General features: G+C 68.9%; 25 protein-coding genes and 1 tRNA gene. 11 read left to right on the top strand and 15 right to left on the bottom strand.

What is annotated here, in order from left to right:
- Positions 1-5: 5 nt before the first annotated feature.
- Positions 6-254, bottom strand: a complete 249-nt coding sequence (locus ACOZ32_RS03575; RefSeq protein ID WP_010903766.1) for a ferredoxin — start codon at positions 252-254, stop codon at positions 6-8.
- 84 nt (positions 255-338) lie between these two features.
- Here ACOZ32_RS03575 and ACOZ32_RS03580 point away from each other — a divergent pair, with 84 nt between their 5' ends.
- Positions 339-2,690, top strand: coding sequence for an ATP-dependent DNA helicase (locus ACOZ32_RS03580; protein ID WP_424334943.1), 2,352 nt, complete (start codon positions 339-341; stop codon positions 2,688-2,690).
- The gene (cgi121, locus tag ACOZ32_RS03585; RefSeq protein ID WP_010903768.1) at positions 2,687-3,184 is read left to right on the top strand and encodes a KEOPS complex subunit Cgi121; all 498 of its coding nucleotides are present in this window, start codon (positions 2,687-2,689) and stop codon (positions 3,182-3,184) included. Before ACOZ32_RS03580 ends, cgi121 begins: the two co-directional genes overlap by 4 nt.
- A gap of 118 nt (positions 3,185-3,302) precedes the next feature.
- On the opposite strand, the gene ACOZ32_RS03590 is transcribed toward cgi121, so the two are convergent.
- Positions 3,303-3,375, bottom strand: a tRNA-Gln gene (locus ACOZ32_RS03590).
- A 137-nt stretch (positions 3,376-3,512) separates the two neighbouring features.
- On the opposite strand from ACOZ32_RS03590, the gene purO reads away from it, so the two are divergent.
- Both purO and ACOZ32_RS03600 read left to right on the top strand, forming a co-directional pair.
- Entirely contained in the window at positions 3,513-4,097 is a 585-nt protein-coding gene (gene purO / locus ACOZ32_RS03595) for an IMP cyclohydrolase (protein WP_010903769.1), read from the top strand.
- Positions 4,098-4,142: 45 nt separating this feature from the next.
- On the top strand, positions 4,143-4,826 hold the full coding sequence (locus ACOZ32_RS03600) for a metallophosphoesterase family protein (protein WP_205251225.1): 684 nt from the start codon (positions 4,143-4,145) through the stop codon (positions 4,824-4,826).
- A gap of 5 nt (positions 4,827-4,831) precedes the next feature.
- Here the strand turns inward: ACOZ32_RS03600 and ACOZ32_RS03605 are convergent, their stop codons facing one another.
- Together ACOZ32_RS03605 and ACOZ32_RS03610 are read right to left on the bottom strand one after the other, a co-directional pair.
- Positions 4,832-6,178, bottom strand: a complete 1,347-nt coding sequence (locus tag ACOZ32_RS03605; RefSeq protein ID WP_424334944.1) for a tryptophanase — start codon at positions 6,176-6,178, stop codon at positions 4,832-4,834.
- Positions 6,179-6,267: 89 nt separating this feature from the next.
- Positions 6,268-7,452: an aspartate kinase gene (locus tag ACOZ32_RS03610; RefSeq protein WP_424334945.1), complete on the bottom strand. Its 1,185-nt coding sequence runs from the start codon at positions 7,450-7,452 to the stop codon at positions 6,268-6,270.
- Between the two features lie 138 nt (positions 7,453-7,590).
- Between ACOZ32_RS03610 and ACOZ32_RS03615 the strand changes: the two genes are divergently transcribed.
- A complete protein-coding gene (locus tag ACOZ32_RS03615) occupies positions 7,591-7,986 on the top strand; it encodes a hypothetical protein (RefSeq protein WP_010903773.1) in 396 nt (131 codons plus the stop codon).
- 1 nt (position 7,987) lies between these two features.
- On the opposite strand, the gene ACOZ32_RS03620 is transcribed toward ACOZ32_RS03615, so the two are convergent.
- From ACOZ32_RS03620 to ACOZ32_RS03635, 4 genes are all read right to left on the bottom strand, one after another.
- Positions 7,988-8,782 carry an ABC transporter permease gene (locus ACOZ32_RS03620; RefSeq protein WP_136361649.1) on the bottom strand — a complete coding sequence of 265 codons (795 nt, stop codon included), beginning with the start codon at positions 8,780-8,782 and terminating at the stop codon, positions 7,988-7,990.
- Positions 8,779-9,693 (bottom strand): ABC transporter ATP-binding protein, encoded by a 915-nt coding sequence (locus ACOZ32_RS03625; RefSeq protein WP_235157108.1) that lies wholly within the window; start codon positions 9,691-9,693, stop codon positions 8,779-8,781. The genes ACOZ32_RS03620 and ACOZ32_RS03625 overlap by 4 nt, the downstream gene beginning before the upstream one ends.
- 67 nt (positions 9,694-9,760) lie before the next feature.
- Entirely contained in the window at positions 9,761-10,015 is a 255-nt protein-coding gene (locus ACOZ32_RS03630) for a hypothetical protein (RefSeq protein ID WP_010903776.1), read from the bottom strand.
- Between the two features lie 60 nt (positions 10,016-10,075).
- Entirely contained in the window at positions 10,076-10,735 is a 660-nt protein-coding gene (locus tag ACOZ32_RS03635; protein ID WP_010903777.1) for a DUF5518 domain-containing protein, read from the bottom strand.
- Between the two features lie 94 nt (positions 10,736-10,829).
- On the opposite strand from ACOZ32_RS03635, the gene ACOZ32_RS03640 reads away from it, so the two are divergent.
- A complete protein-coding gene (locus tag ACOZ32_RS03640; protein WP_338416973.1) occupies positions 10,830-12,602 on the top strand; it encodes an excinuclease ABC subunit C in 1,773 nt (590 codons plus the stop codon).
- 9 nt (positions 12,603-12,611) lie between these two features.
- On the opposite strand, the gene ACOZ32_RS03645 is transcribed toward ACOZ32_RS03640, so the two are convergent.
- The gene (locus ACOZ32_RS03645) at positions 12,612-13,607 is read right to left on the bottom strand and encodes a ribonucleotide-diphosphate reductase subunit beta (protein WP_424334946.1); all 996 of its coding nucleotides are present in this window, start codon (positions 13,605-13,607) and stop codon (positions 12,612-12,614) included.
- On the bottom strand, positions 13,607-16,015 hold the full coding sequence (locus ACOZ32_RS03650; protein ID WP_424334947.1) for a ribonucleoside-diphosphate reductase subunit alpha: 2,409 nt from the start codon (positions 16,013-16,015) through the stop codon (positions 13,607-13,609). The genes ACOZ32_RS03645 and ACOZ32_RS03650 overlap by 1 nt, the downstream gene beginning before the upstream one ends.
- Before the next feature lie 208 nt (positions 16,016-16,223).
- On the opposite strand from ACOZ32_RS03650, the gene ACOZ32_RS03655 reads away from it, so the two are divergent.
- Positions 16,224-16,400: a hypothetical protein gene (locus tag ACOZ32_RS03655; RefSeq protein ID WP_235218900.1), complete on the top strand. Its 177-nt coding sequence runs from the start codon at positions 16,224-16,226 to the stop codon at positions 16,398-16,400.
- Here the strand turns inward: ACOZ32_RS03655 and ACOZ32_RS03660 are convergent, their stop codons facing one another.
- From ACOZ32_RS03660 to ACOZ32_RS03680, 5 genes are all read right to left on the bottom strand, one after another.
- Positions 16,401-16,835 (bottom strand): universal stress protein, encoded by a 435-nt coding sequence (locus ACOZ32_RS03660; protein WP_012289494.1) that lies wholly within the window; start codon positions 16,833-16,835, stop codon positions 16,401-16,403. It abuts the gene before it with no gap.
- Between the two features lies 1 nt (position 16,836).
- Positions 16,837-17,925 carry a sulfite exporter TauE/SafE family protein gene (locus ACOZ32_RS03665; RefSeq protein WP_235157095.1) on the bottom strand — a complete coding sequence of 363 codons (1,089 nt, stop codon included), beginning with the start codon at positions 17,923-17,925 and terminating at the stop codon, positions 16,837-16,839.
- 174 nt (positions 17,926-18,099) lie between these two features.
- Complete coding sequence (gene uvrB / locus ACOZ32_RS03670; RefSeq protein ID WP_010903784.1) at positions 18,100-20,169, bottom strand: excinuclease ABC subunit UvrB; 2,070 nt, start codon at positions 20,167-20,169, stop codon at positions 18,100-18,102.
- Between the two features lie 47 nt (positions 20,170-20,216).
- Positions 20,217-20,849, bottom strand: a complete 633-nt coding sequence (locus ACOZ32_RS03675) for a hypothetical protein (RefSeq protein WP_010903785.1) — start codon at positions 20,847-20,849, stop codon at positions 20,217-20,219.
- Positions 20,850-20,942: 93 nt separating this feature from the next.
- Positions 20,943-21,803 carry a sulfurtransferase gene (locus tag ACOZ32_RS03680; RefSeq protein WP_346265157.1) on the bottom strand — a complete coding sequence of 287 codons (861 nt, stop codon included), beginning with the start codon at positions 21,801-21,803 and terminating at the stop codon, positions 20,943-20,945.
- A 116-nt stretch (positions 21,804-21,919) separates the two neighbouring features.
- Here ACOZ32_RS03680 and ACOZ32_RS03685 point away from each other — a divergent pair, with 116 nt between their 5' ends.
- The 4 genes from ACOZ32_RS03685 (at position 21,920) to ACOZ32_RS03700 (ending at position 26,659) form a co-directional block, all read left to right on the top strand.
- On the top strand, positions 21,920-22,693 hold the full coding sequence (locus tag ACOZ32_RS03685; RefSeq protein ID WP_235157091.1) for a sulfurtransferase: 774 nt from the start codon (positions 21,920-21,922) through the stop codon (positions 22,691-22,693).
- A gap of 62 nt (positions 22,694-22,755) precedes the next feature.
- Complete coding sequence (locus tag ACOZ32_RS03690) at positions 22,756-23,814, top strand: thiamine ABC transporter substrate-binding protein (RefSeq protein ID WP_235218902.1); 1,059 nt, start codon at positions 22,756-22,758, stop codon at positions 23,812-23,814.
- Complete coding sequence (locus ACOZ32_RS03695) at positions 23,811-25,631, top strand: ABC transporter permease (protein WP_424334948.1); 1,821 nt, start codon at positions 23,811-23,813, stop codon at positions 25,629-25,631. Before ACOZ32_RS03690 ends, ACOZ32_RS03695 begins: the two co-directional genes overlap by 4 nt.
- Positions 25,628-26,659, top strand: a complete 1,032-nt coding sequence (locus ACOZ32_RS03700; protein ID WP_136361658.1) for an ABC transporter ATP-binding protein — start codon at positions 25,628-25,630, stop codon at positions 26,657-26,659. The genes ACOZ32_RS03695 and ACOZ32_RS03700 overlap by 4 nt, the downstream gene beginning before the upstream one ends.
- The last annotated feature ends 3 nt before the right edge of the window (positions 26,660-26,662 follow it).

The following is a 26,662-nucleotide window of genomic DNA, read 5'->3' on the forward strand; positions in this document are numbered from 1 at the left end:
TGTGGTCAGGGGACGACTTGCTCGCCGTCGTCGTCGTAGACGGTGATGGCGTCGACCGGACAGGTGCGGGCCGCGAACTTCGCGTCCAGTTCGTCGCCGTCGGGCACGTCGACGGCGAACACGTCGTCCCCGATCGCGTCGCCGTCGACGAGCACCGCCTTCCCGGCGTCCGTGTCCTCGTCGAAGCCGTCGCCCCATTCCGCGACACACTGGAACATCCCGATGCAGGTGTCCCGGTCGAATTCGACTCGCATACCCGGACGTGGACGCGGCGGGTGTATATTCCTGCCGGGGCCGGCCCGACAGTTTAAACCACGGGACGAGCCTACTGCGGGCCAATGAGAGTTGCGGACGTGCCCGGGCTGCCCGGCGGTGTCGCCGACCACTTCGAGGGCGAGGGCGTCGAAGAGCTGTACCCGCCACAGGCCGAGGCCGTCGAGAGAGGCGTCACCGAGGGCGCGAACCTGGTGGCCAGCGTGCCGACGGCGAGCGGGAAGACGCTGATCGCGCAGTTGGCGATGCTGTCGGCGATCGCCGAGGGCGGTGACAGCCCCACGTTCTCGGGGGACGGCACCGCGCTCTACATCGTGCCGCTGCGGGCGTTGGCGGGGGAGAAAGCCCAGGAGTTCGAGGCCTTCGAGCGGTTCGGGCTCTCGGTGGGCGTGTCGACGGGGAACTACGAGCGCGACGGCGCGCGGCTGGCCGACAACGACATCGTGGTGGCGACCTCCGAGAAGGTGGATTCGCTGGTGCGGAACGGGGCCGGGTGGATCGACGATCTGTCCTGCGTGGTCGCCGACGAGGTCCATCTCGTGGACGACGACCACCGCGGGCCGACGTTGGAGGTGACGCTGGCGAAGCTCCGCCAGCAGGTGGCCGATCTGCAGGTGGTTGCGCTGTCGGCGACGGTCGGGAACGCCGGCGAGCTTGCGGCGTGGCTGGACGCCGAGCTGGTGGATTCGGACTGGCGGCCCATCGAGTTGCGGACGGGCGTGCATTACGGGCAGTCGCTGCATTACGACGACGGCACCCAGGCCGAACTCTCCGTGGGGTCGGGCAGCCAGACGGCGGCAGTGGTGGCGGACACGCTGGCCGACGACGGGTCGACGCTGGTGTTCGTGAACTCGCGGCGGAACGCCGAGGCGTCGGCGCGCCGGCTGGCCGATGTCACCGGGAACGCGCTGTCGTCGGCCGAGCGCGAGCGGCTGGCGGACATCGCCGCGGAGATCCGCGGGGTCAGCGACACCGAAACCAGCGACGAGCTTGCCGACGCCGTCGCGTCGGGAGCGGCGTTCCATCACGCCGGCCTCGCGCGCGAGCACCGCGAACTCGTTGAGGAGGCGTTCCGGGATCGGCTGGTGAAAGCCGTGTCGGCGACGCCGACGCTGGCGGCGGGCGTGAACACGCCCGCTCGGCGGGTCGTGGTGCGGGACTGGCAGCGCTACGACGGCACGGCCGGTGGGATGCAGCCCCTGGACGTGCTTGAGGTCCACCAGATGTTCGGGCGTGCCGGCCGGCCGGGGTTGGACCCGTACGGGGAGGCCGTGCTGTTGGCGAACAGCCACGACGAGTTGGAGGAGCTGTTCGACCGGTACGTGTACGCCGACCCGGAGCCGGTGCGGTCGAAGCTGGCGGCCGAGCCGGCGCTCCGGACGCACGTGCTGGCCGCCATCGCGACCGGGTTCACGACGACCGAGGACGGCCTCCACGAGTTCCTCGGGGGGACGCTGTACGCCACGCAGACCGACGACACGGGGCGGTTGCGGTCGGTCACGGGGGACGTGTTGCGCTACCTCGACCGGAACGGGTTCGTGGAGCGCGACGGCGCGGCGTTGCGTGCGACCGCCACCGGGCAGTTGGTGAGTCGGTTGTACGTCGATCCGATGAGCGCGGCGACGATCATCGACGGGCTGCGCGATGCGGCGCGGGACGCCACCGAGACCGACGATAAGGGGGCGTTTCGGCCGGCCAGCGAGCTGGGCGACGACGCGGCGCTGCCGGCGGACGCGAGCGTGGAGCCGACGCCGCTGGGGCTGTACCACCTCGTGAGCCGGACGCCGGACATGTACGAGCTGTATCTCCGGTCGGGGGACCGCGAGCAGTACACGGAGGTCGCCTACGAGCACGAGGACGAGCTGCTGGGGGCGACGCCCCGCGAGGAGCAGGCGGAGTTCGAGGACTGGCTGTCGGCGTTGAAGACGGCGCGGCTCATGGCGGATTGGGCGTCGGAGCTCGACGAGGAGCGCATCGCCGAGCGCTACGACGTGGGACCGGGGGATATTCGGGGGAAGGTGGAGACCGCGGAGTGGCTGTTGAACGCCGCCGAGCGGTTGGCGGGGGAGTTGGACGTGGAGTGTGGGCCGGCGGTCCGTGAGGCCCGCAAGCGCGTCCAGTACGGGGTCCGCGAGGAGTTGTTGGGGCTTGCGGGAGTGCGGAACGTCGGGCGGAAGCGTGCGCGGCGGCTGTACAACGCGGGCGTGGAGTCGCGGGCGGACCTCCGGAACGCCGACAAAGCCGTGGTCCTGGGGGCGGTGCGTGGGCGAGCGGCCACCGCCGAGCGGATCCTGGAGACCGTCGGCCATCCCGACCCCGGGATGGATGGCGTGGCCGCCGATACGGATGCGGCCCCGGAGTCCGGCGGTGAGGCGGGCGGCGACGAGGGGCAGTCGAGCCTGGGTGATTTCTCGTGAGGATCGTCGAGGGCGTCGCGGTGGTCGAGGACGTGGACGCGTTCGTGGCGTCGCTGGGGGCGGTGGGCGACGAGCACGGGGTGGCGGTGCAGGCGTTCGACGCGGCGTACGTCGCCGGCCGGGAGCACGTGGAGAGCGCGGTAACACACGCTGCGCGGGCGTTCGATCGCGGGGCGAACGTCGCCGACGAGCGCGCCGTGGAGATCCTGCTGTACGCGGCCGGCCGCCGGCAGATCCGGCGCGCACTCGACATGGGTGTGGACGAGGGGCGACAGCCGGTGTGTGTGGTGGTGGCTGGTGGGGGCGACGAGGCGGCGGCGGCTGACGCGGTGGCGGCGATGTTGGCGTCCGTGGAGCCGGTGGTTGGGGCGGCGAGTGAGCCGGCGGTGTTGCGGGCGTTTTTCGACGTGAGTGAGGCGGAGATGGCGGCGGTCGACGGATCACTGGCCGGCGTGGTGCGTGAGCGGGTGGCGTTGCTGGACGTGGAAAAGTAAGCAGGTTCCAGTTGAAACAAAGGGGTTGTGGCTGGCCGCCGTCCGGCGGTTTTCGCGTTCGGAATGTGGATCGGTGGCGTGGGCGACCCCGGGGTAGGGGTGTCGTGTACGCCAGAAGTAGTCCCGGGAAGATTCGAACTTCCGTCGAAGCCCCCAGAAGGCTTCAGGATTGGCCACTACCCTACGGGACTGCGTGGCTGCACCAGACAAAACGGGTGTGGTGGTTATTAGTGTTGCGAAGCAGCGCCGACAGCCGCGGGCGAGCCACCCACAGCGTATACGTGGATATATCGACGCCTATTTGCGGCCCGAGAATGCACGGACGCGTATGTACATCGGACGGTTCGTCGTCGTGGGGCCGTCGGTTGCGGCGTACCGCGTGTCCTCGCGGTCGTTCCCGAACCGCAAGCTCATCGAGCGCCCGGCGGGGCTGACGGTGGTGCCGACGGCCGACGCCGAGGAGACGACCAACCCCTACGTGTCGTACAACTGCGTGCGGACGGCCGGCGGACACGCCGTCGTGGGCAACGGCAGCCACGTCGACCCGATCACGGAGAAAGTCGAGCGCGGATACCCGCCCCGGGACGCGCTCACGGAGGCGTTGCTGGCCATGGACTACGAGAAAGACGACTACGACACGCCCCGGATCGCGGGCGTGCTGGCGCCCGACGGCACCGCGTACGTCGGGATCGTGCGCGCGGACGCAGTGCTCGTGCGGGCGGTCGAGGAGCCGACGCTGGTCGCGACCTACGAGAAAGACGCGCCCGAGGCGATCGGCTTCGACGCCGCGACGGCTGCGGACGCGGCGCGTGAGGCGTACAGCGCGGCGTTCGAACACGCGGTGTGTGCGGCCGGCGTCAGCCGGCGGGGCGTGGGCGACGGCTACGACACCGCCGTGGTGAACGATCCCTAGCGGGGCGACCGGAGAACTAAGACCGGGGACGACCGAGACGTACGTATGCGAATCGGCGTTGTCTCGGACATCCACTCGAACCTGGTTGCATTGGAGGCCGTGCTCGCGGACATGCCGGCGGTCGATCAACTCGTGTGCGCGGGCGACGTGGTGGGCTACAATCCGTGGCCGGCCGCGTGTGTCGACACGCTGCGGGAGCGTGGCGTGCCGACGGTGATGGGCAACCACGACCGGATGGTGGCGACCGGGCAGAACTTCCAGGGGAACGGCATGGCGCAGGCCGGCATCGAACACGCCGTCGAGGAGCTACACGACGTCCAGCGGACGTGGATCGAGAACCGGCCCGCGGAGCAGCGGCTCGCAGACGGGCGCGTGCGCGTGATCCACGACCACCCCGAGTTCCGGGACAAGTACACCTACCCCGACGAGTTCGAGCCGTCGCTGCTGGGGCGTGGCACCGACGACGACACCCCGATCGAGGACGTGTTGATCCTGGGACACACGCACGTCCAGCACCACGAGACGTACGCGGCGGGCGTCGTGATGAACCCGGGCAGCGTCGGGCAACCGCGCGACGAGGACCCGCGGGCGGCGTACGCGGTCGTGGACGTCGACGACCTGTCGGTGACCGAGCACCGCGTCGAGTACGACATCGACGCTGTGCAGGCGGCGGTCTCGGATGCGGGGCTGCCGGCCCGGACTGCCGACCGGCTGGCGAGCGGGCGGTAGGCGGGTTACGCGACCGGCTGGAGGGCCGCGGAGAAATGCCGGAGTTCGGTCAGTTCGGGTTCGGAGACGATCTCCAGGCCGGTGACGTCGGTGCCGCGCTCGCAGACCGCGGCGGCGGTGTCGGCGACGTGGTCGAGGTGGTCGGGGCCGTACGTGCGGCGGGGGAGCGCGAGCCGAACGAGGTCGCGGCGGTCGGTGTCGGGGAACGCGAACCGGCCGAGTTCCACGGCGCGAACGCCGCCCTCGCGGTAGAGCTCACAGACGAACGCCTGCCCGGGGAACTGCTCGCGTGGGAGGTGGGGGAGCGCGGCGTTGGCGTCGATGTAGACGGCGTGGCCGCCGGCCGGCTGGTAGATGGGGACATCGCGGTCGGTGAGGGCGTCCGCGAGCCGCTGGACCTGGGCGACGCGTTCGGCGACGTACGGCGGTTCGACGGCCTCCCGGAGGCCGACGGCGAACGCCGCCATGTCGCGGCCGGACATCCCGCCGTACGTCGAGAAGCCCTCGTAGAGGATGCCGCGCTGGCGGCACTGCTCGTGGAGGCGGCCGTCGTCGTGGAGGCCGACGAACCCGCCGACGTTGACCAGGCCGTCTTTCTTCCCGCTCATGACGCAGGCGTCGGCGTACGAGAGCTGCTCGCGGGCGATGGCGGCGACGGAGTCGTGCTCGTAGGCGGGTTCGCGCTGCTGGACGAAGTGGGCGTTCTCGGCGAACCGGCAGGCGTCGATGACGAACGTGGCGTCGATGTCGTCGGCGAACGCGGCGACCTCGCGGGTGTTCTCGATGCTGACCGGCTGGCCGGCCATGGAGTTGTTGGTGATGGTGAGCACGACGACGGGGACGGCGTCCGCGCCGACGTCGTCGACGACGCGGCGGGCGCGTTCGACCGAGAAGTTGCCCTTGAACGGGGCGTCGGTGTCGGGGTCGCGCGCGCCGTCGACGGGGCAGTCGACGGGCGTGGCGTCGTTGGCGGCGACGTGCGCCCGCGTGGTGTCGAAGTGGGCGTTGTTCAGAACGGTGTCGCCAGCCGAGAGCACCGCCCCGTAGAGGACGTTTTCAGCGCCCCGGCCCTGGTGGGCGGGGATGATGTGCTGGAACCCCATCACGTCCTCGGCGGCGGCCGCGAGGTCGTCGAAGCTGGCGCTGCCGGCGTAGGCTTCGTCGCCCTGCAGCATGGCCGCCCACTGGTCGTTGCTCATGGTTCCGGTTCCCGAATCGGTCAGCAGGTCGACGGCCACGTCGTCGCTTGCGAGTTCGAAGACGTTGTGGCCGGCGTCCGCGAGCGCGGCCTCGCGGTCCGCCCGGCTGGTGTCCTCGATGCGGTCGACCATCGTGGCTGTGTGAGAACGCATACGAAACCGGGAGAACGGCGACCGCCATAGGTCCGGCGTGAGAACTCCGTACGGCGGTGTACAACTGCGTGCGGTGGTGTGGGGTTGGGCTACGAGCCGAAGCCGTTCTGGACGACATCGAGGGCCGGCTCGCGGTCCGCCCAGGAGACGAAAACCGCGACGGAGGTGGCCGAGGAGATGATGTCGATGACGTTGATGTTGCGGTCGGCAAGCGGGTCGATGATGCGACAGAGGACGCCCGGGCGGTTGGGGAGTTCGCCGCCGAGCACGCGGATCGCCGCGATGTCGTCGGTGACGGTGACCGAGGACAGCTCGGAGACGGCGATGACCTCCTGGTGGAGGATGTTCTCGGCGCGCTCGGCCACTGACTCGTCGACGTAGAACGTCATCGAGTCCATGCCGGAGGCCACGGCGTCGACGTTGATGTCGCTGTCAGAGAGCGCCGTCGAGAGCGCGGACGTGATGCCGGGGCGGTTGCGGATGGCGCGCCCGGCGACGGTCAGACAGGCCAGCGGCGAGTCCCGCATGTCGATCATGCTCTCGAAGGTGCCCTCGATGCGCGTGCCCCCGGACAGCAGGTCGCCGTGCTGGTAGTGGATCACGCGGACGTCGAGGGCGTCGTCTTTGAACGAGAGCGCGGACGGCGCGATGACTTCCGCGCCGCGAAACGAGAGGTTGCGGAGTTCGTCGACGGTGATGCGGCCGACGTTGCGTGCGCCCTCGACGACCTGGGGGTCGCCGGTCATGATGCCCTCCACGTCGGTGACGATGACGACCTCGTCGGCGTCGAGGTACCGTCCGAGCATCACCGCGGTCGTGTCCGAGCCGCCGCGCCCGAGCGTGGTGACGTTGCCCTGTGGGTCCTCTGCGAGGAACCCCGTGATCACGGGGACGGTGTCCCCGAGCCGGCCCACGAGGCGGTCAACGCCGGCGGCCGTCGCGTCGGCGTCGACTTCACCGCGCTCGTTGGTGACGATCGGCCAGTCGGTGGTCCCGGGTTCGAGGAACGTTGCGTCGACGCCGCGAGCGGCCAGCGCGGCCTTCAGCATGCGCACGGACGTGCGTTCGCCCATCGAGACGATCTCCGCGCGGTCGGGTTCGTCGGCGTCGAACGTGATGTCGTCGAGCAGTTCGTCGGTGGTGTTGCCCATCGCCGACGCCACCACCGAGATCTCGTGGCCGGCCGCAACGGCGTCCGCGATGGAGTCCGCAGCGCGCTCCACGCGGTCGCCGCTCCCGAGGCTGGTGCCGCCGAACTTCGCGACTACGCGCACCGGCGGTCACCCGTACAGCGTCCCGTACTCATTGCCGCCGGCTATGGGAGCCACCGTAGATAACTGCTTGCATGGGTGAGAAGGTTGCCGGCCGGCCCGCACACGAGTTTCAAGAGGGCGGGCGGTGTAGGCGTGTGTATGCACGTTCGGGACGCGACAGCCGGCGACACGGCTGCGGTGGCGGGGCTCGCGGCGGCCGACATCGACGCCGCCCGGCTCATCCGTGACCGGACCGTTCAGGTCGCGGTGGCCGACGACGGCGACGACGAAGACGTGATCGGGTTCCTGTCCTACGAGACAGGACGGGACGCAGTACACATCACGCGCATCGCGGGAGACGCCGAAGCGGTCGAGGCGTTGCTCGACCCGCCACAGACGTTTGCGACCCGGGAGACGTTGCCGGTGGAAGTCGTCCGGCCGGCCAACGGAACGGACGACATCACGGCGGCGCTGGTAGCTGCGTCCTTCGAGAGCGCCGGCCCGGGACCGGTGTTCGCCGGCGAACCGACGACCCGGTACCGGTGGGAGCCGTAGTCTAGAGGTCGCGGGTGTTGAACCGCCAGTAGCCGATCGCGGGCACACCGAGGAGCCACGCGATGGCGATCACGAGGAGGACCCACTTGCTGGTGGCCAATGCGGCAGGGGTGTTCATTACACTCGTGAACCCCGCACGGGCAGTGGTAATCGCGTCCGTCGGCGGGATCTGGTTGAGGAATTGACGCCGTCCAGGGGTGAGATTAAGAATGGAGTCCTCGGACGTGGTGTACGCGACGACGGACAGGATCAGCGGCCAGACGAAACTGAGCAGCGTGTAGAACCCGGCGGCGATGATGGTTGACCGTGATGTGGAGCGAGCGAGCGCCGATAGCCCGACGCCGATCGAGGTGTAGACCAGCGCAAGCAGGAGCGCGAACACGGCGAATCCCAGGTAGTTGATGGCGTCTACGGTGGTGTACACGGCGAACACGTATGCGCCGGCGGACATCACACCGATGAAGACGGCGATGAGCATGACTGCGCTGCGGCCGACGATCTTCCCGATGACGACGTCGCGGCGGGTGTGCGGCAGCGACAGCAGTAACTTCGACGTGCCGGATTCGAGTTCGCCACTGATCGAGTGGATCGTGGCGAGGAGGGCGGTGATCGGGATGAGGAAGTTGACCGGACCCGAGAGAACGGTTAACAGCCCGAGGGTGCTGGTGTCGAAGTAGTATCCGTACCCGGCCGCAGCACCCAGCATGAACACCACGAACAACGCCGTGAGCGCCCAGAGGGCTTTCGATCGGACGGCGTCGCTGAAGTCCTTGCGTGCGATCGCGGCCCAGCTCATGCGGGCATCTCCTCCGTCGTGTAGGCGGAGAACACGTCGTCCAGGGACGCGTCTTCGGTGGCGAAGTCCTGGACGGTCGCACCAGTGGATTCGATGGCGTCGAGGACGTCCGTTTTCGACGCGTCGCCGGTCCGAACGACCAGATCGGAGGCATCGACGGACACCTCCGAGACGCCGGGGATGGCGTTGGCGGCGGCGACGGCGTCGTCGGTGACCGCGTCCAGGGTGACCGTCAGCGTGGTGGTGGCGTCGGTGGCCTCCCGGAGCGCGTCGATGGAGTCCTCGGCGACGAGCGTGCCGTTCTGCAGGATGCCGGCGTGGTCACAGATGGCCTCAACCTGGCCGAGAATGTGACTGGAGAAGAACACGGTCGTGCCGCGGTTGGCTTCCTCGGTGAGGATCGACCGCATCTCCCGCGCGCCGTTGGGGTCCAGGCCGGAGGAGGGTTCGTCGAGCAGCAGCATCTCGGGGTCACCGACGAGCGCGATGGCGAGCCCGAGGCGTTGTCGCATTCCCGTCGAGAACCCGCCGGCTTTGCGGTCGGCGGCCTCCGGGATGCCGACGCGGTCGAGCAGCGCATCGGGGTCGTTGGTGGCGTTCTTGGAGTCGATGGCGAACTCCACGTGTTTGCGTGCGGTGAGGCGGTCGTAGACCGAGAACCCCTCGGGCAGCACGCCGATGCGCTGGCGGATCGCCTGGGAGTCGGCCTGCGCGTCGTACCCCAGAATCGTTGCGCTTCCGGTGGTCGGCCGCACGAAGTCCAGAAGGATGTTGATCGCCGTCGATTTCCCCGCCCCGTTGGGGCCGAGGAAGCCGTATATCTCGCCCTCGTCGACCGTTACGTTGAGGTCTGTGAGGGCGGTGACGTCCCCATAGCGCTTGGAGACGCCGCTGAGTTCGATCGCTGGCATACGTTTGCTCAGATTACACGTGTTGGTAAATCGGTTGGGGTGGTTCTCAGCGCCAGCGAGCGCGGCGTTACACCGTGTCGTCGGGGTCGTGCTCGTCGCGCATGCGGGACGCCTCGGTGCCGTAGCGGTCGACATCGGCGGGATCCTCGACGGGGTCGAGGTCGTCGGCGGCGACGTCCACGGCGGCGGTGGGGTCGCCGGCGTTCAGCGAGCGCTGTTTGCGGTGGACGTGTTCGCCGTCGGGCGTGGCGTACGTCAGGCTCAACAGGCCCTTGTCGGTGTATTCGCGGAAGACCAGCCATGCGCGCTCGGTGTCGCTCATGCGTGAGGGTTCGGTGAGCGACTCCTTGAAGCGTTCGTCGTGGCGCGGAGCGCGACGGCGCTACGAGAGCAGTCGGGCGGCGAACCCACCGACGGCCGACAACACGACGTTGATTGCGACGGTCAGGAGGAGGGAGATCAGGACAACGATGATGAGGAAGGGGGTGCCGGCGGCGAACGTGCCGGCGGCGATGGCTGCCCAGATGACGTAGCCGGGCGCGCCGAACACGGCCCCGGCGAGTGCGCCGTCGAGGGTGGGGCTGCGTGTCGAGGCGGTGCCGGCGACGGCACCGCCGACGAGTTGCGAGAACGGGATGAAGGAGATGGCGGTGGCCACCAGCCCACCGAGCAGCGGGGCGTGCCAGCGCGGCGGGCTGTCACCGACGGCGATCAGGTCGCGGACGCGGCCCCGGTACCGGAAGAACGAGGCGGCGATGAGGACGGTGCCGACGCCGGCGGCGAGGAACCCGATGGCAGTCCACGTGAGGAGGGTCTCGATGGCGGCGGCAAGCGCCGGTTGGGAGATGGAGAACGTGAACTCCGGGTCCGCGGTGAGTTCGGCGGCGAGATCGGTGGCGAAAGCACTGCGGTCGAGGTTGACGAGCAACAGCCCGATGAGGGCGATGATGAGCCCCTGGACGACGAGCAAGGCGGCGATGACGTAGTCGAGTTTGGTGTCGTACAACAGCGACGACTCGCGTGGGGTGTTCGGCGTGGCCATTGTCAGTGGCGTCCACTGGGTGGCCCGTAAGTCCACCGGTGGATGGGGTGGGAGACCCGGTGGTTGAAAGCCGTCGCGGGCGTACGTGGGTGTGATGAACGGCGACGAGGTGCGGGCGCGCGCGAGCGAGCTGCCGGCGGAGCCGGGCGTCTACCAGTTCGTCGCGCGCGACCCCGATGGGACGGCCGACGGGGAGCGAGTGCTGTACGTGGGAAAGGCCGTGGACATCCGCGACCGGGTGCGGTCGTACGGCGACCCGCGCAGCGAGCGCATCGCCGGAATGGTGGCGCGCGCCGACGACGTGACCGTGGCCGTGACGGACACCGAAACGCAGGCGCTGTTGCTCGAAGCGAACCTGGTGAAACGCCACCAGCCGCGCTACAACGTCCGCCTGAAAGACGACAAGTCCTATCCGCTGGTGCAGGTGACCAGCCACCGGGAAGCGCCACGGATCGAGGTGACGCGGGACCCGGATCCGGGGGCGGCGGCGTTCGGCCCCTACACCGACAAGGGGGACGTGGAGACAGTCGTGAAAGCGGTGCGGTCGGTATACGGGCTGCGTGGGTGTTCGGAGCACAAGTACCGGGACCGCGAGCGGCCGTGTCTGGACTACGAGATGGGGTTGTGTGCCGCACCGTGCACGGGCGCGATCAGCGAGCGCGAGTACCGCGAAGCCGTCGAGAGCGCGACGCGGTTCTTCGAGGGGGAGACGGGCGCGCTCGCGGATCCACTCCGGCGGGAGATGGCGGCGGCGGCGCAGGCCGAGGCGTTCGAGCGCGCGGCGAACCTCCGGGATCGGCTGGCGGTCGTCGAGGGGTTCCACGAGGGCGGCGGCGCGGCGGTCGCCGCCGGCGACGCGGACGCCGGGGCGTCGACTGACGTGCTGGGCGTCGCCGTGGAGGGCGACGCCGCGACGGTGGCGCGGCTGCACGCCGAGGGCGGGCAGCTCGTCGAGCGCGACCAGCATCGATTGGAGGCCCCGCAGGGCGAGGATCGGGTGGCGGCGGTGCTGGCGGCGTTCCTCGTGCAGTACTACGCCGAGCGCGACCTGCCCGAGCGCATCCTGTTGCCCGAACCCCATGGCGACGACGAGGTGGCGGCGTGGCTGGACGCCGCGGACGTGGCCGTTGGCGTTCCGGGTGCTGGCCGGGAGGCGAGGCTCGTGGAGTTGGCACTGAAGAACGCGCACCGCCGGGCCGGGGGCGGCGACGAACTCGGGGCGCTGGCTGACGCGCTGGGCGTCCGGCGGCCCGAGCGCATCGAGGGGGTTGACGTGAGCCACGCCCAGGGCCGGGAGGTCGTCGGCAGCAACGTCTGCTTCGTGGACGGCAGCGCGGAGACGGCGGACTACCGCCGCAAGAAGCTCGACGAGGAGAACGACGACTACGCGAACATGCGCCGGCTGGTGGGGTGGCGGGCAGAGCGCGCCGTCGACGGCCGCGACGACCGGCCGGACCCGGACGTGTTGCTGGTGGACGGCGGCCGGGGGCAACTGGACGCCGCGCTTGACGCCGTTGAAGCCGCCGGCTGGGACGGCCCCGACGCCGTGATCGCGCTGGCGAAAGACGAGGAGGTCGTGGTGACGCCCGACCGCACGTACGACTGGGGGAGCGACGCCCCCCAGTTGCACGTCCTGCAACGCGTCCGCGACGAATCCCACCGGTTCGCGGTGGCGTACCACCGGACGCTGCGCGACGACGTGACGACGGCGCTGGACGGCATCACGGGCGTCGGGCCGGAGCTGCGGGCGCGGCTGCTGGGGCGGTTCGGGAGCGTTGCGGGCGTGCGACAGGCGTCGGTAGAGGACCTCCGGGATGTCGCGGGCGTCGGCGAGGCGACCGCGGAAACCATCGCCAAGCGGCTGTGAGCGTGGCGGTCAGTCCCAGTCGAGGGAGCCGCCCTGCTGGTACTCCGAGACGTTGCGCTCGAAGAAGTTCGTCTCAGTGTTCAAGTCGACCTGCTCGGTCATCCACGGGAAGGGGTTGTCGGTGCCGTAGACGGGGTCCATGCGGAGCTGTTGGAAGCGTCGGTCGGCGACGTATTCGACGTAGTCCGCGAACTGTTCGCTTGACATCCCCAGGAGATCGTCGGGGCAGGCGTCGCGGGCGTACAGCTGTTCGAGGTCGACGGCGTCCCGCATCAGGGAGTTAACCTCGGCCTCGAAGTCAGCGGTCCAGACGTCGGGGTGTTCGTCCCGGATCTGGTTGATGAGGTCGACGCCGAAGTTCAAATGCAGTGACTCGTCGCGCATGATGTACTCGAACTGCTCGCCGACACCAACCATCTTCCCGCGGCGCTTCAGCGCGAGCATCATCGCGAACCCGGCGTAGAAGAAGATGCCCTCCATGATGACATAGAAGCCGACGAGATCCCGCAGGAAGTCCCGGAGGTCGTTGTCGGTGTCGATCGTGAACGCCGGATCGTCGACGGCGCGCGTGAGACCGACGACGAACTCGTCTTTTTCGGCGATGCTGGGGATGCGGTCGTACATCCCGTACATGTGCTCGGGGTCGAACCCGAGGCTGTCACAGCAGTAGATGAACGTGTCCGTGTGGACGGCCTCCTCGTAGGCCTGCCGGAGGAGGTACTGCCGGCATTCGGGGGCGGTGACGTACTCGTAGATCGCGAGCACGATGTTGTTCGCGGTGAGGGATTCGGCCGTCGAGAAGAACCCGAGGTTCCACTCCACGAGCTGGCGCTCGGCGTCGGTGAGTTCGTTGCCCTGCCACTGGGAGATGTCGCCTTGCATCGCCACCTCTTCGGGCGTCCAGTTGTTCGCGACGCCCTGCTGGTAGTACTCCCGCGCCCAGTCGTAGTCGATGGGCAGGATCTTGTTGGGGTCGTGTTCGGCGTCGCTGTCGAGGACCGGCATCACTGACACACCTCGCAGGTGGGGTCTTCGACACTCGGTAGGTCACCGTCCGCGTCCGACTCGTCGTCATCACCCCGGAATTGGGTGTCGTCGTACTCGTCCATGTCTAGCGTTGTCTTCTCGATCTGGCTGGCGCCGAGTGTGCGCAGATAGTACGTCGTCTTCAGGCCGAGTTCCCACGCCGTCTGGTACACCTCGGAGAGCTTCGAGCCGTCCGTTTCGGGGAAGAAGACGTTCACCGACTGGCTCTGGTCGATCCAGACGCCGCGGCGCGCGGCGAGCCGGAGCTGGTGGCGCGGGTCGATCTCGAAGGCGGTCCGGTACAGTTCCTGTACGTCCTCGGGCACCGCGTCGAGTTCCTGCACGGAGCCGTCGTGGTAGGTGAGTTTGTCGCGGAGTTCTTCGGTCCACAAGTCTCGCTCTTCGAGGTCGGCGACGAGGCGGTCGTTGACCACCGTGAAGTCGCCGCTCATGTTGGATTTGACGTAGAGGTTCGAGTAGACGGGTTCGATGGAGGGCGTGGTGCCGGCGATGGTGGAGATGGTGGCGGTGGGTGCGACCGCCATCGTGTTCGAGTTGCGCATGCCGTGGGTGGCGACGCGCTGGCGCACGTCGCTCCAGTCGAGGCGTTCCTCGCGCGGGACCGGAATCTCGCGGCCGCGCTCGGATTCGAGGCGATCAACGGTGTCCTGCGGGAAGACGTTCCGGTCCCACTTCGAGCCCTCGTAGCTCTCGTAGGTGCCGCGCTCGGCGGCGAGGTCAGCCGAGGCACCGATGGCGTGGTAGGCGACGTACTCCTGGAGTGCGTCGGCGCGGTCGAGGGCGTCGTCGCTGGCCATCGGCACCCGCATCTGCTGGAGGGCGTCGTGGAACCCCATCACGCCCAGGCCAACCGGCCGGTGGCGCATGTTCGAGCGCTCGGCGTTCTCCGTCGGATAGAAGTTCAGGTCGACGACGTTGTCCAGCATCCGCATCGCGGTTTCTACCGTTTCAGAGAGCTGTTCGCGGTCGATGTCGCCGTCGTCGAGGTGGCGCGCGAGGTTGACGCTCCCGAGGTTGCAGACCGCCGTCTCCTCCTCGGAGGTGTTGAGCGTGATCTCCGTGCAGAGGTTCGAGGAGCGCACTGTACCGGCGTGGTCCTGTGGGGAGCGCACGTTACAAGGGTCCTTGAAGGTGAGCCAGGGGTGGCCTGTCTCGAAGAGGCGGGTGAGCATGGTGCGCCAGAGGTCGGTGGCGTCCACGCGCTCGAAGCGCTGGATGTCACCGTCGTCAGCCATCGCCTCGTACTCGCGGTAGCGCTCGGCGAAGTCGCTGCCGTACAGTTCGTGGAGGTCGCCGGTTTCCTTCGGAGAGAACAGCGTCCACCGCTTGTCAGCGCGCACGCGCTCCATGAACAGATCGGGGATCCAGGCGGCGGTGTTCATGTCGTGGGTGCGGCGGCGTTCGTCGCCGGTGTTCCGGCGGAGGTCACAGAACGCGGGGAAGTCAAGGTGCCAGCACGCGAGGTAGGCGGCGGCCGCGCCCCGGCGTTTCCCCGAGCGGTTGATCGCGGCGGTCACGTCGTTCGAGATTTTGAGGAACGGGACGGTACCCGTCGACTCGACGCCCGTGGATTCGATGAGCGAGCCGGCGGCGCGCAGCGGCGTCCAGTCGTTGCCGAGGCCGCCGCTCCACTTCGAGAGTTTGGCGTGTTCCTTGTACGCGTCGAAGATGCCGTCCAAGTCGTCGGGAACGGTGGTAAGATAACACGACGACAGCTGGGCGTGGGTGGTGCCGGCGTGGAAGAGGGTGGGCGTCGAGTGGACGAACCGCAGCGTGGACAGCGCGTCGTAGAACTCGATGGCGTACTCCTCGCGGTCGGCGGGGTCCTCGCGAAGCGCGACGCCCATGGCGACGCGCATCCAGAACGGCTGTGGGAGTTCAAACAGGTCGGCGTCGGGCTCCCGGAGGAAGTACCGCTGTCGGAGGGTGTCCATGGCCATGTAGTCGAGGCGGTCGTCGCGGGCCGGGGTGATGGCGTCTGCGAGGCGGTCGAGGTCGTAGTCGCCCATGCGCTCGTCGAGGAGATCGGCGTCGAGGCCGCGCTGGATGCCGTCACGGAACGCTTGCCGGGTGGCGGCATCCCGGGTGGCGGGGTCGTAGTCGTCGACGAGGCGGCGTTCAAGGCGCTCGCGGAGCACGCGTCCCGCGACGGTCTTGTACGCGGGGTGGCGGTCGATGCGGCCGGTGAGCGCGCCGAGCAGGGCGTCGTATCGTTCGTCGGTGGTGGCGTCGTCGTAGGCGTTGCGTGTGGCTTCGGTGAGGATGCGGTCGCGGGCGTCGGAGTCGATGTCGTCTTCGTGATCGGTGAGCGCGCGGTCGAGTGCCGCAGCGACCATGTCGGATGTGGCTGATGTGGCGTGGGTCATGTGTCGTCTGCCGAGCGGGGCCGCCGCTGAGCGTGGCAGTCGCTATCCGCGAAAACGCCTGCAAGCGGGCCGCTCGGTCGTGTTCAGTCACAGTCGCGGCCACCGAATAAAGCTTACCAACTAAACTTGTAGAAGTACAATCTAAGTTGATCAAGCGTGTGCAAACGACCGTGATGTTTAGTGACTGGGGAAACGACAGCTAGCCGGAATGAGCCACGATAATGCCCCCGGCGGACGTGTCGACGAGCAGCGCCACCACGGCGACGAGGGGCTGGGCTGGCGGCTGGCCCGCGTGCCAGGCGTCGTCGTCGCAAACCTCCGAGAACACGTCAGCGAGTGGTCCGACCGCTACGTCGACCAGCAGGCAGCGCTGTACGAGCGGTGATCAGTCCTCGATTCCGACTGTCAACACTGGGATGGGGGACGTGCGGACGACCTTTTCTGCGACGCTGCCGACGAGATAGTGGTCCATCCCGGTGCGGCCGTGGGTCCCCATCACCACCACGTCAGCGCCGGCGTCGCCGGCGTGCGCCACGATTGCCTCGTGGGGGATGCCCTCGATGACGGCCGTTTCAGTCCGAACGACATCGGGGAGCCCGGCCGCCGTCTCGCGGACCGCGGCCTCGGCGCGCTCGTGCTCGCGCTCCGCCCACGCGTCGCCGGCGAGCCCGGCGCTGGGCGACTCGAAGCGGTTGCGTTCGTCGGCCACCGAAACGACGTGAACCATGGCGTCAAACGCCGACGCGACGGTCGCGGCGTGCTCGGCGGCGGCCGCCGTCCCCTCGCTCCCGTCGGTCGGGAGCAGAATCGTCTCGTACACGTCAGACACCTCCAGCAGCCATCAGGAACAACGCCACGGAGACGACTGCGAACAGGGCGCCAACGCCCTGTTTGATGGTTTCAGTGTCCAGCGCGGCGGAGACATACGGCGCGATCTGGCCGCCGGTGACGGTCGCCGGGACCGTCCACACGACCATGTTCCACGGCGTCGTCGCGAGGTCGATGGAGTGCCCGCCGACCAGCCCGCCGCCGAAGACGTGGACGAGCGACGCGATGATGGCAGTGCTTGCGACCACGATGTGGTTCGTGCCGATGGCGACCCGCACGGGGATCTTCGAGGACAGCATGGAGATGATGCCGAGTTCGCCGATACCGAACCCGGCCAGCCCCTGGAAGGTGCCGCCGACGCTGTAGTTCCCGAACCGCCGGAGGTAGCCGCCGCGGTCGTACTCGTAGGTGTCGCCGTCGCGGTCAACCCGGGTGACCGCGCCGTCGTCGACGCGCACGCCCGCCGGGCCGAGCTTGTCGGGGTCGTCGGGCAGGTTCGACCCGCCGTCGGTGGCCGCCGCGTGGCTGTCGTCGCTGTCGGCGGTGTCGCCGTGGCCGAGGTCTGCCTTGAACAGGAGCAATGACGCCGCAAGCAGTGCGACGCCGAGCAGCGCGTGGAAGACCGGCTCCGGGGTGACAAAGGAGAGCAGCGCGCCGCCGACGACGAACGGCAGCCCGCCAGCCACCAGCGACAGCGCAAGCTTCCGATCAACGAGGCCGTACTGTACGAACGCGATGGCGGAACTGGACAGACCGAATGACTCGCTGATGAGGCCGATTTTCACGAGCGTTTCGGCTTCCAGAGGGTCCGCAAAGAGCGGGAACACGAAGATGAGGAACGGCACGAACAGCGCCGACCCACTGATGCCGACGGTGTTGACCGTGATCGCGCCCAGCAGGAACACGGGGAACAGCCACCAGAAGTTCGTCCAATAGCCCGGCACAGGGTCGGCGGGGGCGAGCGGCCCGAAGAAGACGCCGACGACGAAGGCGACGGGCGCGAGGAACACGAAAACGTGCTGGTACTTCAAGAAGAGTTTCGTTGCCCGGTCCCGGCCGGACGGCGTATCAGTGTCGGTCACGCCGCAGACCCCTCCGCTGTGGGCGGCTGAATCGGGTGTCCGGGGTGGCGATCCGTGGCTGCAGCGGTTGTCAACATACTGGCGGCGGCTAACCAGTTGATGGCTGAAAAGCGTTGGTTTCTCCGTCAAGCGAAGCGGCAAGCGGTGCCGCGGGCTGACCAGCGAGCCGCCGTCTCACCAGTCCTCAGTTTCGGGTGCGACGCCGCCGGGGTCCTCGGGGGCGTCGCCGCCGTCGAGGTCGAACGCCTCGCGGAGCTCCCGCATGCGGTCGCGGATGTCGGCGGCGAGTTCGAACTCGAGGTTGCTCGCGGCGTCTTCCATGCGTGCTTCGAGGTCCTCGACGAGCAGGGCGGCCTCCTGCTCGTCGCTGGGGGCGTCCCCGGCGACATCGGCGGTGTCGGTCTCGGCACCGGGGAGGTTCATGTCGCCGACGGCCTTCTCGATGGTGGTCGGTGTGGTGCCGTGGTCCTCGTTGAACGCCCGCTGGATGCGGCGGCGGCGCTGGGTTTCGTCGATGGCGGCCTGCATCGCATCCGTGGTCTCGTCGGCGTACAGGACGACCTCGCCGTTGACGTTCCGGGCGGCGCGCCCCATCGTCTGCACGAGGCTGGTCTCCGAGCGCAGGAACCCCTGCTGGTCGGCGTCGAGGATCGCCACCAGGCTGACCTCCGGGATGTCCAACCCCTCCCGCAGGAGGTTGATGCCCACGAGCACGTCGTACTCGCCCAGTCTGAGCCCGCGCACGAGTTCGTGGCGCTCCAGGGTGTCCGTCTCGTCGTGCATGTACTCGACGGCCACCCCGGCTTCTTCCAGGTATTCGGTGAGATCCTCGGCCATGCGTTTCGTGAGCGTCGTGACGAGCACGCGCTCGTCGCGGGCGACGCGCTCGTCGATGCGGTCCATGAGGTCCTCGACCTGCCCGGTGGCGTCGGCGATCGAGATGTCGGGGTCGACGAGGTGTGTGGGGCGCACGATCTGCTCGACGACGTTCGCGGACTGCGCGCGCTCGTGGTCGCCCGGCGTCGCGGAGACGTACAGCGTGCGGTCGGTTTTGTCCGCGAACTCCGCGAAGGTCAGCGGGCGGTTGTCGTAGGCCGTCGGCAGCCGGAAGCCGTTGTCCACGAGGCTGTCCTTGCGTGATTTGTCGCCCTCGTACTGGCCCTTGATCTGGGGGACGGTGCGGTGGGACTCGTCGATGACGGTGAGGAAGTCGTCGGGGAAGTAATCGAGCAGCGTGTAGGGGGCGTCCCCGACCTCGCGGTCCGAGAGGTACACCGAGTAGTTCTCGATGCCCGAACAGTAGCCGGCCTCCGCCATCATCTCCAGGTCGAAGGTGGTGCGCTCCTCGATGCGCTGGGCGGCCACCATGTCCCCGGTGCGCTCGAAATGCCGGACGCGCTCGTGCATGTCCGTTCGAATCCGCTCGATCGCCTGCTCCATCTCGGCGTCGGGCACCGAGTAGTGCTCGGCGGGGTGGAACAGGACCGCCGGCTCCTCGCTCTCGACGGTGCCCTCCAGGGGGTCGAGTTTCGCCATGCGGTCGATCTCGTCGCCCCAGAACTCCACCCGCACGGGGTAGCGGCCGTACATCGGGTACACTTCGACGGTGTCGCCCCGGACTCGGAAGGTGCCCTGCGTGAAATCCACGTCGTTGCGGTCGTAGTTCAGGTCCACGAGCTTCGCGAGCAGCTGGTCGCGGCCGATGGACTGCCCGCGCTCGACGCGCAGGCTCATCTCCTCGTAGTTGCGCGGGTCCCCGAGCCCGTAGATCGCGGACACCGACGCCACGACGATGACGTCGTCGCGGGTCAGCAGCGACCGCGTCGCGGAGTGGCGCAGCCGGTCGATCTCGTCGTTGATCGAGGCGTCTTTCTCGATGTACTTGTCGGTCTGCTCGACGTACGCCTCGGGCTGGTAGTAGTTGTAGTAGGAGACGAAATACTCCACGGCGTTGTCGGGGAACAGCGACCGGAACTCCTCGTAGAGCTGTGCGGCAAGCGTCTTGTTGTGCGCGATGACCAGCGTGGGCTGCTGGAGTTCCTCGACGACCCACGAGACGGTGTTGGTCTTCCCGGAGCCGGTCACGCCGAGCAGCGTCTGCTGCTGTGCGCCCTGCTCGTAGCCCGCGACCAGTTCCGCGATGGCGTCGGGCTGGTCGCCCGCCGGGTCGAAGGGCGCTTCGACGCGGAACGGCACGTCGGCCTCGGGTCGGTCCGGCTGGAGGGGGCCGCTGGCGTCACTCATTACACCGGGGTACGTGCGGGGCGCACTTCAGGAGCGCGCCCGGCGGGCTAGCAGACCGGCTTGGGGTTGACGCCCATCGACTCCAGCTGGGCGGTGTACTCGTCGTAGGCCGCCTGGATGGCGGCGTCGGCGGCGTCACTGGCGGTCTGCCAGTCGTCGTCCGCCGCACAGACGGCGTCGAGGAGGTCGAGCGTGCGTTCTAGCTGGTCGTCGAGGTCGCCCTTGAGGTCGCGGAACAGCTGTGCGGTCTGGGGGTCGGCCTGGCCGACGAAAAAGCCCGTGAACTGTTCTTTTGATTTCTCCGTGGCGAGGATGCGCCCCAGGAGGCCGCCGAGGCGAGCGGCAGTGGTGTCGAGGCCCCGGAGGTGGGTGTGCATCGCGTTCGCGTCGTCAGAGGCGGGCTCGTGGGCGTCGAGTTCCCCGCGGACGGCGTCGTAGTGGTCGCGTTCCTCGCTTGCGGTGGTGGCGAACGCCGCCTGGGCGTCGGCGTGGGGTTCGGTGTCCGCCCACGCGGCGAACGTTTCGGCGGCGGCGTATTCGGCGTCCGCGGCGGCCACCAACACCGGGTCGGGGTCCATCTCCCCGCCGGTGTCGGCGTACAGCGACTTCGAGGAGCCGAGCCGCGAGAGCGCGGTGTCGTTGGCCGTGCGGACTGCGTCGTGAAGTTCGCTGGCGTCCATGCTGAGGCGTTGGGGCGCTGGCGGCTTGTATGCTGGCGTCGGCGATCCGGGCGGCCGGCTGCGGGGCGGGTCGCGTCGGTCAGTCGGTGACGCTCACTCGCCGGTCTCGACGGGCGCGCCGACGAGGTTGCCCCACTCCGTCCAGGAGCCGTCGTAGTTGACCGTGTTGTCGTAGCCCAGCAGCTCGTGGAGCGCGAACCACGCGATCGAGGAGCGCTCGCCGATGCGGCAGTACGCGACGGTGGTTTCGTCGCCGTCGATGCCCTGGTCGGCGTACAGCGATCGGAGTTCGTCGGCGGACTTGAACGTGCCGTCGGCGTTGACCGTGGCGGCCCACGAGATGTTCTCCGCGCCGGGGATGTGGCCGCCCCGCTGGGCGGTCTCCTGGAGGCCTGGCGGCGCGAGGATCTCGCCGCTGAACTCCTCGGGCGAGCGCACGTCGACCAGCGGCAGGCCCTTGTCGATGGCGTTCTCGACGTCGTCGCGGTACGCCCGGATGCCCTCGAAGGGGCCGCTGGCGTCGTAGTCCGTCGCGGAGAACGACGGCGGCTCCTCGCTGGTCGGGTAGTCGTTGTCCACCCAGTAGTCCCGGCCGCCGTCGAGGAGTTTCACGTCGTCGTGGCCGTAGTATTTGAACTGCCAGTAGGCGTAGGCGGCGAACCAGTTGGAGTTGTCGCCGTAGAGGACGACCGTGGAGTCCTCGGTGATGCCGTGGCTGCCCAGCAGCGATTCGAAGGCGTCCTTGTCGAGGATGTCCCGGGTGGTCTGGTCCTGCAGTTGGGTCTCCCAGTTGAACCCGATGGCACCGGGGGCGTGTGACTCCTCGTAGGCTTCGGTGTCGACGTCGACCTCCACGAGTCGGTGGTCGGGGTCGTCGCTCCGGAACTGGTCGAGGCGGTCGTCGACCCAGTCGGCGGTGACGAGTACGTCGGTGGCGTAATCTGCCATACGCAATGGGTGAACGCCCACGTACATAACTCTCGGTGCCGGCGGCGAAAACCCCCCATTCGTGTGGGGTCGTGGTGCCGGAGGCCGGAGTGCTATACGCCGGCGGCTCGAACGGGTGGGTGATGTCGGACAACTGGGTGGTGACACCGGACTGGCTCGACGAACAGGACGACGCGTCGGTGCGTGTGGTGGACGTGCGCGACGCCTGGGAGTACGACGGCATCGGACACGTGCCGGGCGCGGTGAACGTGCCCTTCGATGCGTTCCGGAGCGCGGACGGTCCACAGGGGATGCTGCCGCCGGCCGAGGAGTGGGCGGCGGTGCTGTCGGCGGCGGGCGTCGAGCGCGGGGACACGCTGGTGGCGTACGACGACACCCACGGCGTGTTCGCGGCGCGGTTCCTCGTGACGGCGCTGTACCACGGGCACGACGACGTGGCGGTGTTGGACGGGGATTACAGCGCGTGGGTGCGCGAGCACGAAACCACGACCGGGACGCCGGAAGTAGACGAAACGACGTACGAGCCCGGTGAGCGGGGTGTTGACGTGTTCGTGGGGACCGAGGCGGTGGCCGACGCGGCCGCCAGCGATGCGGCCGTGGTCGTTGACACGCGGGACCCAGGGGAGTTCGCCGACGGCCACATTCCGGACGCGGTGAACGTCACGTGGACGGCGTTCGTCGACGACGACACGCGGGGGTTGAAATCCCGGGCGGCGATCGAGGACGTGCTGGCCGAGCACGGCATCACGCGCGAGGACCGGGTGGTGTTGTACTGCAACACGGCGCGCCGGATCAGCCACACGTTCGTGGTGTTGCGGTGGCTGGGGTTCACCGACGTGTCGTTCTACGAGGGGAGCGTGCGGGCGTGGACGGCGGCCGGCCGGTCGCTGGTGTAGCGCGGCCGACGGCCGGGTGTGGAGCGACGGGCTTAACCACAACCCTATTGAACAACCCGGTAATGAGACGCCGTGACTACCTGCGGGCAGTGGGTGGTGGGGCCACCGGAGTGGCTGCCGCAGGCTGCCTACAGATGGGCGGCAACAGCGCGGAGACGCTGCGGGTCGGAACCTACGACTCGTTCGTCGGCGAGGGGTCGGCGGGCCGCTGGCTGAAAGCGCAGTGGGAGGCCGACCACGAGACGACCGTGGAGTTCACCACGCCGACCGCCGGCGTCAACGAGTTCGTGAACAAGAAGCGCAACGGCGTGGGGATCGACGCCGATCTGTTCGTCGGCCTGAACACGGGGGAGCTGGTGCGCATCGACAACGAACTCGGGGACGACACGCGGTTGTTCGACGGGCTGGCGGCCGACGTGTCCCGCAGCAGCGAGATCAAAGAGGCGCTTCACATCGACCCGGCGGGCCGCGCGCTCACCTACGACACCGGCTACATTTCGTTGGTGTACGACGGCACGGTCGTGGACGCCCCCGAGACGTTCGAAGCGTTGACGACCGAGCCGTACGCGGGGACGCTGCTCACGCAGACCGCCCAGAACAGCGACCCGGGGCGGGCGTTCTTGCTGTGGACGATCCACGAGTTCGGCCCGGACGGCTACCTGGACTACTGGACGCGCCTGGTGGACAACGACGTGCGCGTGCTCAACGGCTGGTCGGAGTCGTACACCACGTTCACGGAGGGTGAGCGCCCGATGGTGGTGTCGTACTCGACGGACCGAGTGATCTACAACGACCCCGACGACCTCCCACATCACCGGGTGGGCTTCCTGAACGATCAGGGGTATATCAATCCCGAGGCGGTCGCGCGGTTCGCTGACACCGACACCCCGGAGGTCGCGGCGGAGTTCGTGGAGTTCATGCTGTCGCCGGAGCGCCAGCAGGGGATCGCGGAGCGGAACGCCCAGTTCCCGGCGACCGAAACCGCCAGCCTGCCGGCGGACGTCGCGGAGTACGGCTACGAGCCGCCGGAGCCGGTGCGGTTGACGTACGACGAGCTGGCTGGCAGCGTCGCGGAGTGGACGGAGACGTGGGCCCAGCGGATCGCCACGAACGTCGAATGAGGCGGCAGTCCGGCGTGAGCGTCGTCGACCGGTACGCGGTGCCGGCTGCGGGTGTGGCGACGCTTGCCGTGCTCGCGGTGGTGTTTTACTATCCGGTCGGCACCGTGTTCGCGGCGGCGCTCGGCCCCGACAACCCCGTGGTGGCGGTGCTCACGTCGGAGTTCTACATGGGCGCTGCCCACGGCGCGTTCGCACACCCGCTGTCGGTGCCGGGGGACGTGGCTGCGTGGGCGCACGCGGTGGACGTGCGCGTCGGGTGGAGTGGGTGGCTGCCCGCGATCACGGTCGTGCATCCCGGTGTCAGCCTCGGGCTGGTGGGGTTCACGGCGTACCAGGCGGTGCTGTCGACGGTGGCGAGCGTGGCACTGGGGCTGCCGGGTGCGTACGTGCTTGCGCGCTTCGAGTTCCCCGGGCGGCGGACGCTGCGGTCGCTGACGATCCTGCCGTTCGTGTTGCCGTCGATCATGGTGGTGGTCGGGTTCGTGGCGACGTTCGGACAGCACGGCACGGTCAACGACGCGCTGGCAGCGCTGGGTGTCGGACGCGTCCAGTTCCTGTACACGCTGCAGATCGTGGTGGTCGCACACGCGTTCTACAACGCGCCGCTGGTCACGCGCATGGTGGCCTCGGCGTGGGAGACCGTCGACGCCAGCGCCGTGGAGACCGCGCGGTCGCTGGGGGCCAGTCCGCTGCGGGCGTTCCGTGACGTGGTGGTCCCGCAGTTGGTGCCGGCGATCGCCGCCAGCGCGCTGTTGACGTTCGTGTTCACGTTCATGTCGTTCCCCATCGTGCTGGCGTTGGGCGGGCTGAAGCTGGCGACCGTGGAGGTGTGGCTGTACGCCCGCATCCAGCAGTTCGACTACGGCACGGCGGCGGCGCTCGCGACGCTCGAAACCGGGCTCTCGCTGGCGTTGATGTACGTGTATCTGCGGTACGAGGGCCGGCAGTCGGCCGCGAGTGCCGGCGGCAGGTCCCGCCCCCGCAAGCGCCTGTTGGGGGCGTCGGGGGGCCGCGAGTGGGCGCTTCGGCTGGCGGGAGTCGGCTACGCGGTGGTGGTGGCGGTGGTGTTCGTCGCGCCCGTGGTGTCGATGGTGGCGGCGAGCGTGGGCGGGGTGACGGACCCGACGCTGCGGTGGTGGCGGTTCCTGGGCACGCGACAGGCCAGCGGCCGCACGCAGCCGGCGACCGCCGTCTGGTATTCGATCGTCTTCGGCGTGGGGGCGCTTGCGGTTGCGCTACCGATGGGGGTGGTCGTGGGGGCGTTCTCGGCGCGGGGCGGCCGCGGGCGGCGGCTCGCGGACGCGGCGCTGATGGCGCCCGTCGCGGTGTCCGGGGTGGTCGTCGGCTTCGGACTGTTGCAGTCGCTCGCGTTCGGGGTCGACATCGCCGGCACGCGGGTGCAACTGGTTGGGCCGCTGGTGGTGGTGTGCGCGCACGCGATCGCGGGCTATCCGTTCGTGGTGCGGAACGTCGCGCCGATGCTGGCGGCGGTCGACAGCCGGGTGGTGGAGTCCGCGCGGGCGCTGGGTGCGAGCCGGGGGCGCGCGCTGTGGGACGTGGAGTTGCCGCTCGTGTGGCCGGGCGTGGTGGCGGGCGCGGCGTTCGCGTTCGCGATCAGCATCGGGGAGTTCGATTCGACGGTGATCCTGGCCAACGAGTCCGTGTACACGATGCCGGTGGCGCTCAAGCGGTTCCTGATCGATCGGACCGCGGGGCCAAGCACCGGCCCGGCGGCGGCGATGGGGACGGTGTTGTTGGTGGTGACGGCCGCCAGTTTCGTGGTGATCGACCGCGTCGGGGGTCGATATCAGCCATGACGAGCGTGGAGCTACAGGGGTTGGTGCGTGCGTTCGGGTCGACGACGACAGCGGTCGACGACGTCTCAGTCTCCATCGCCGACGGCGAGTTCTTCACGTTGGTGGGGCCGTCGGGCTGCGGGAAGACCACGACGCTGCGCCTGATCGCGGGGTTCGAGACGCCGGACCGCGGGGAGATCGTGTTCGGGGATCGGTCGGTGGGTGGGGTGCCGCCCGAGGACCGCGACGTGGGGATCGTGTTCCAGAGTTACGCGCTGTTCCCACACATGACCGTGCGCGAGAACGTCGCCTACGGCCTGCGGTTCCGGGAGCCACCGGGCGGGGCGTCGACCGAGGAGCGCGTCAGCGAGTTGCTGTCGCTGGTCGATCTGGCGGGCACCGGCGACCGGGAGCCGGCGGCGCTGTCCGGCGGGCAACAGCAGCGCGTGGCGCTAGCGCGCGCGCTCGCGCCAGGGCCGAGCGTGTTGCTGTTGGACGAGCCGATGAGCGCGCTGGATGCGCGGCTGCGCGACCGGCTGCGTGGCACGATCAAGGAGATCCAGCGCGAACTCGATATCACGACCGTCTACGTCACGCACGATCAGGCCGAGGCGTTGTCGATCTCCGACCGCGTGGCGGTGATGCGTGACGGTGCGGTGGTCCAGGTCGGCACGCCGGAGGCGGTCTACCGAGAGCCGTCCTCGCGGTTCGTCGCGGAGTTCGTCGGCGAGAACAACGTCGTGTCGGGGACGGCGGTTCCACTCGAAACAGGGGGGTCGAGTGTGTCAGTCAATGGCGTGACGTTCGAGCTGTCGGAGTGCGTGACGGGGGACGTCGCCGTCGGTCTGCGGCCGGAGGCGTTGTCCTTCGGTTCGGGTGGAGTCGGGTTCGATGTCACCGTCGAGCGCACGGCGTTCCGGGGTGACACCTACACGGTGTACTGTGACTGGGCCGGCACCGAACTGCTCGTCACCACGCCCGACCCGCCGGACCGCGGCCCGGCGACCGTGAGCGTTGCGTCCGGGGGCATCGACGTGCTTCCGGAGTAGCGG

This window comes from Halobacterium sp. MBLA0001 (genome assembly GCF_049705385.1).
In the GTDB taxonomy this organism is placed as follows: domain Archaea; phylum Halobacteriota; class Halobacteria; order Halobacteriales; family Halobacteriaceae; genus Halobacterium; species Halobacterium salinarum.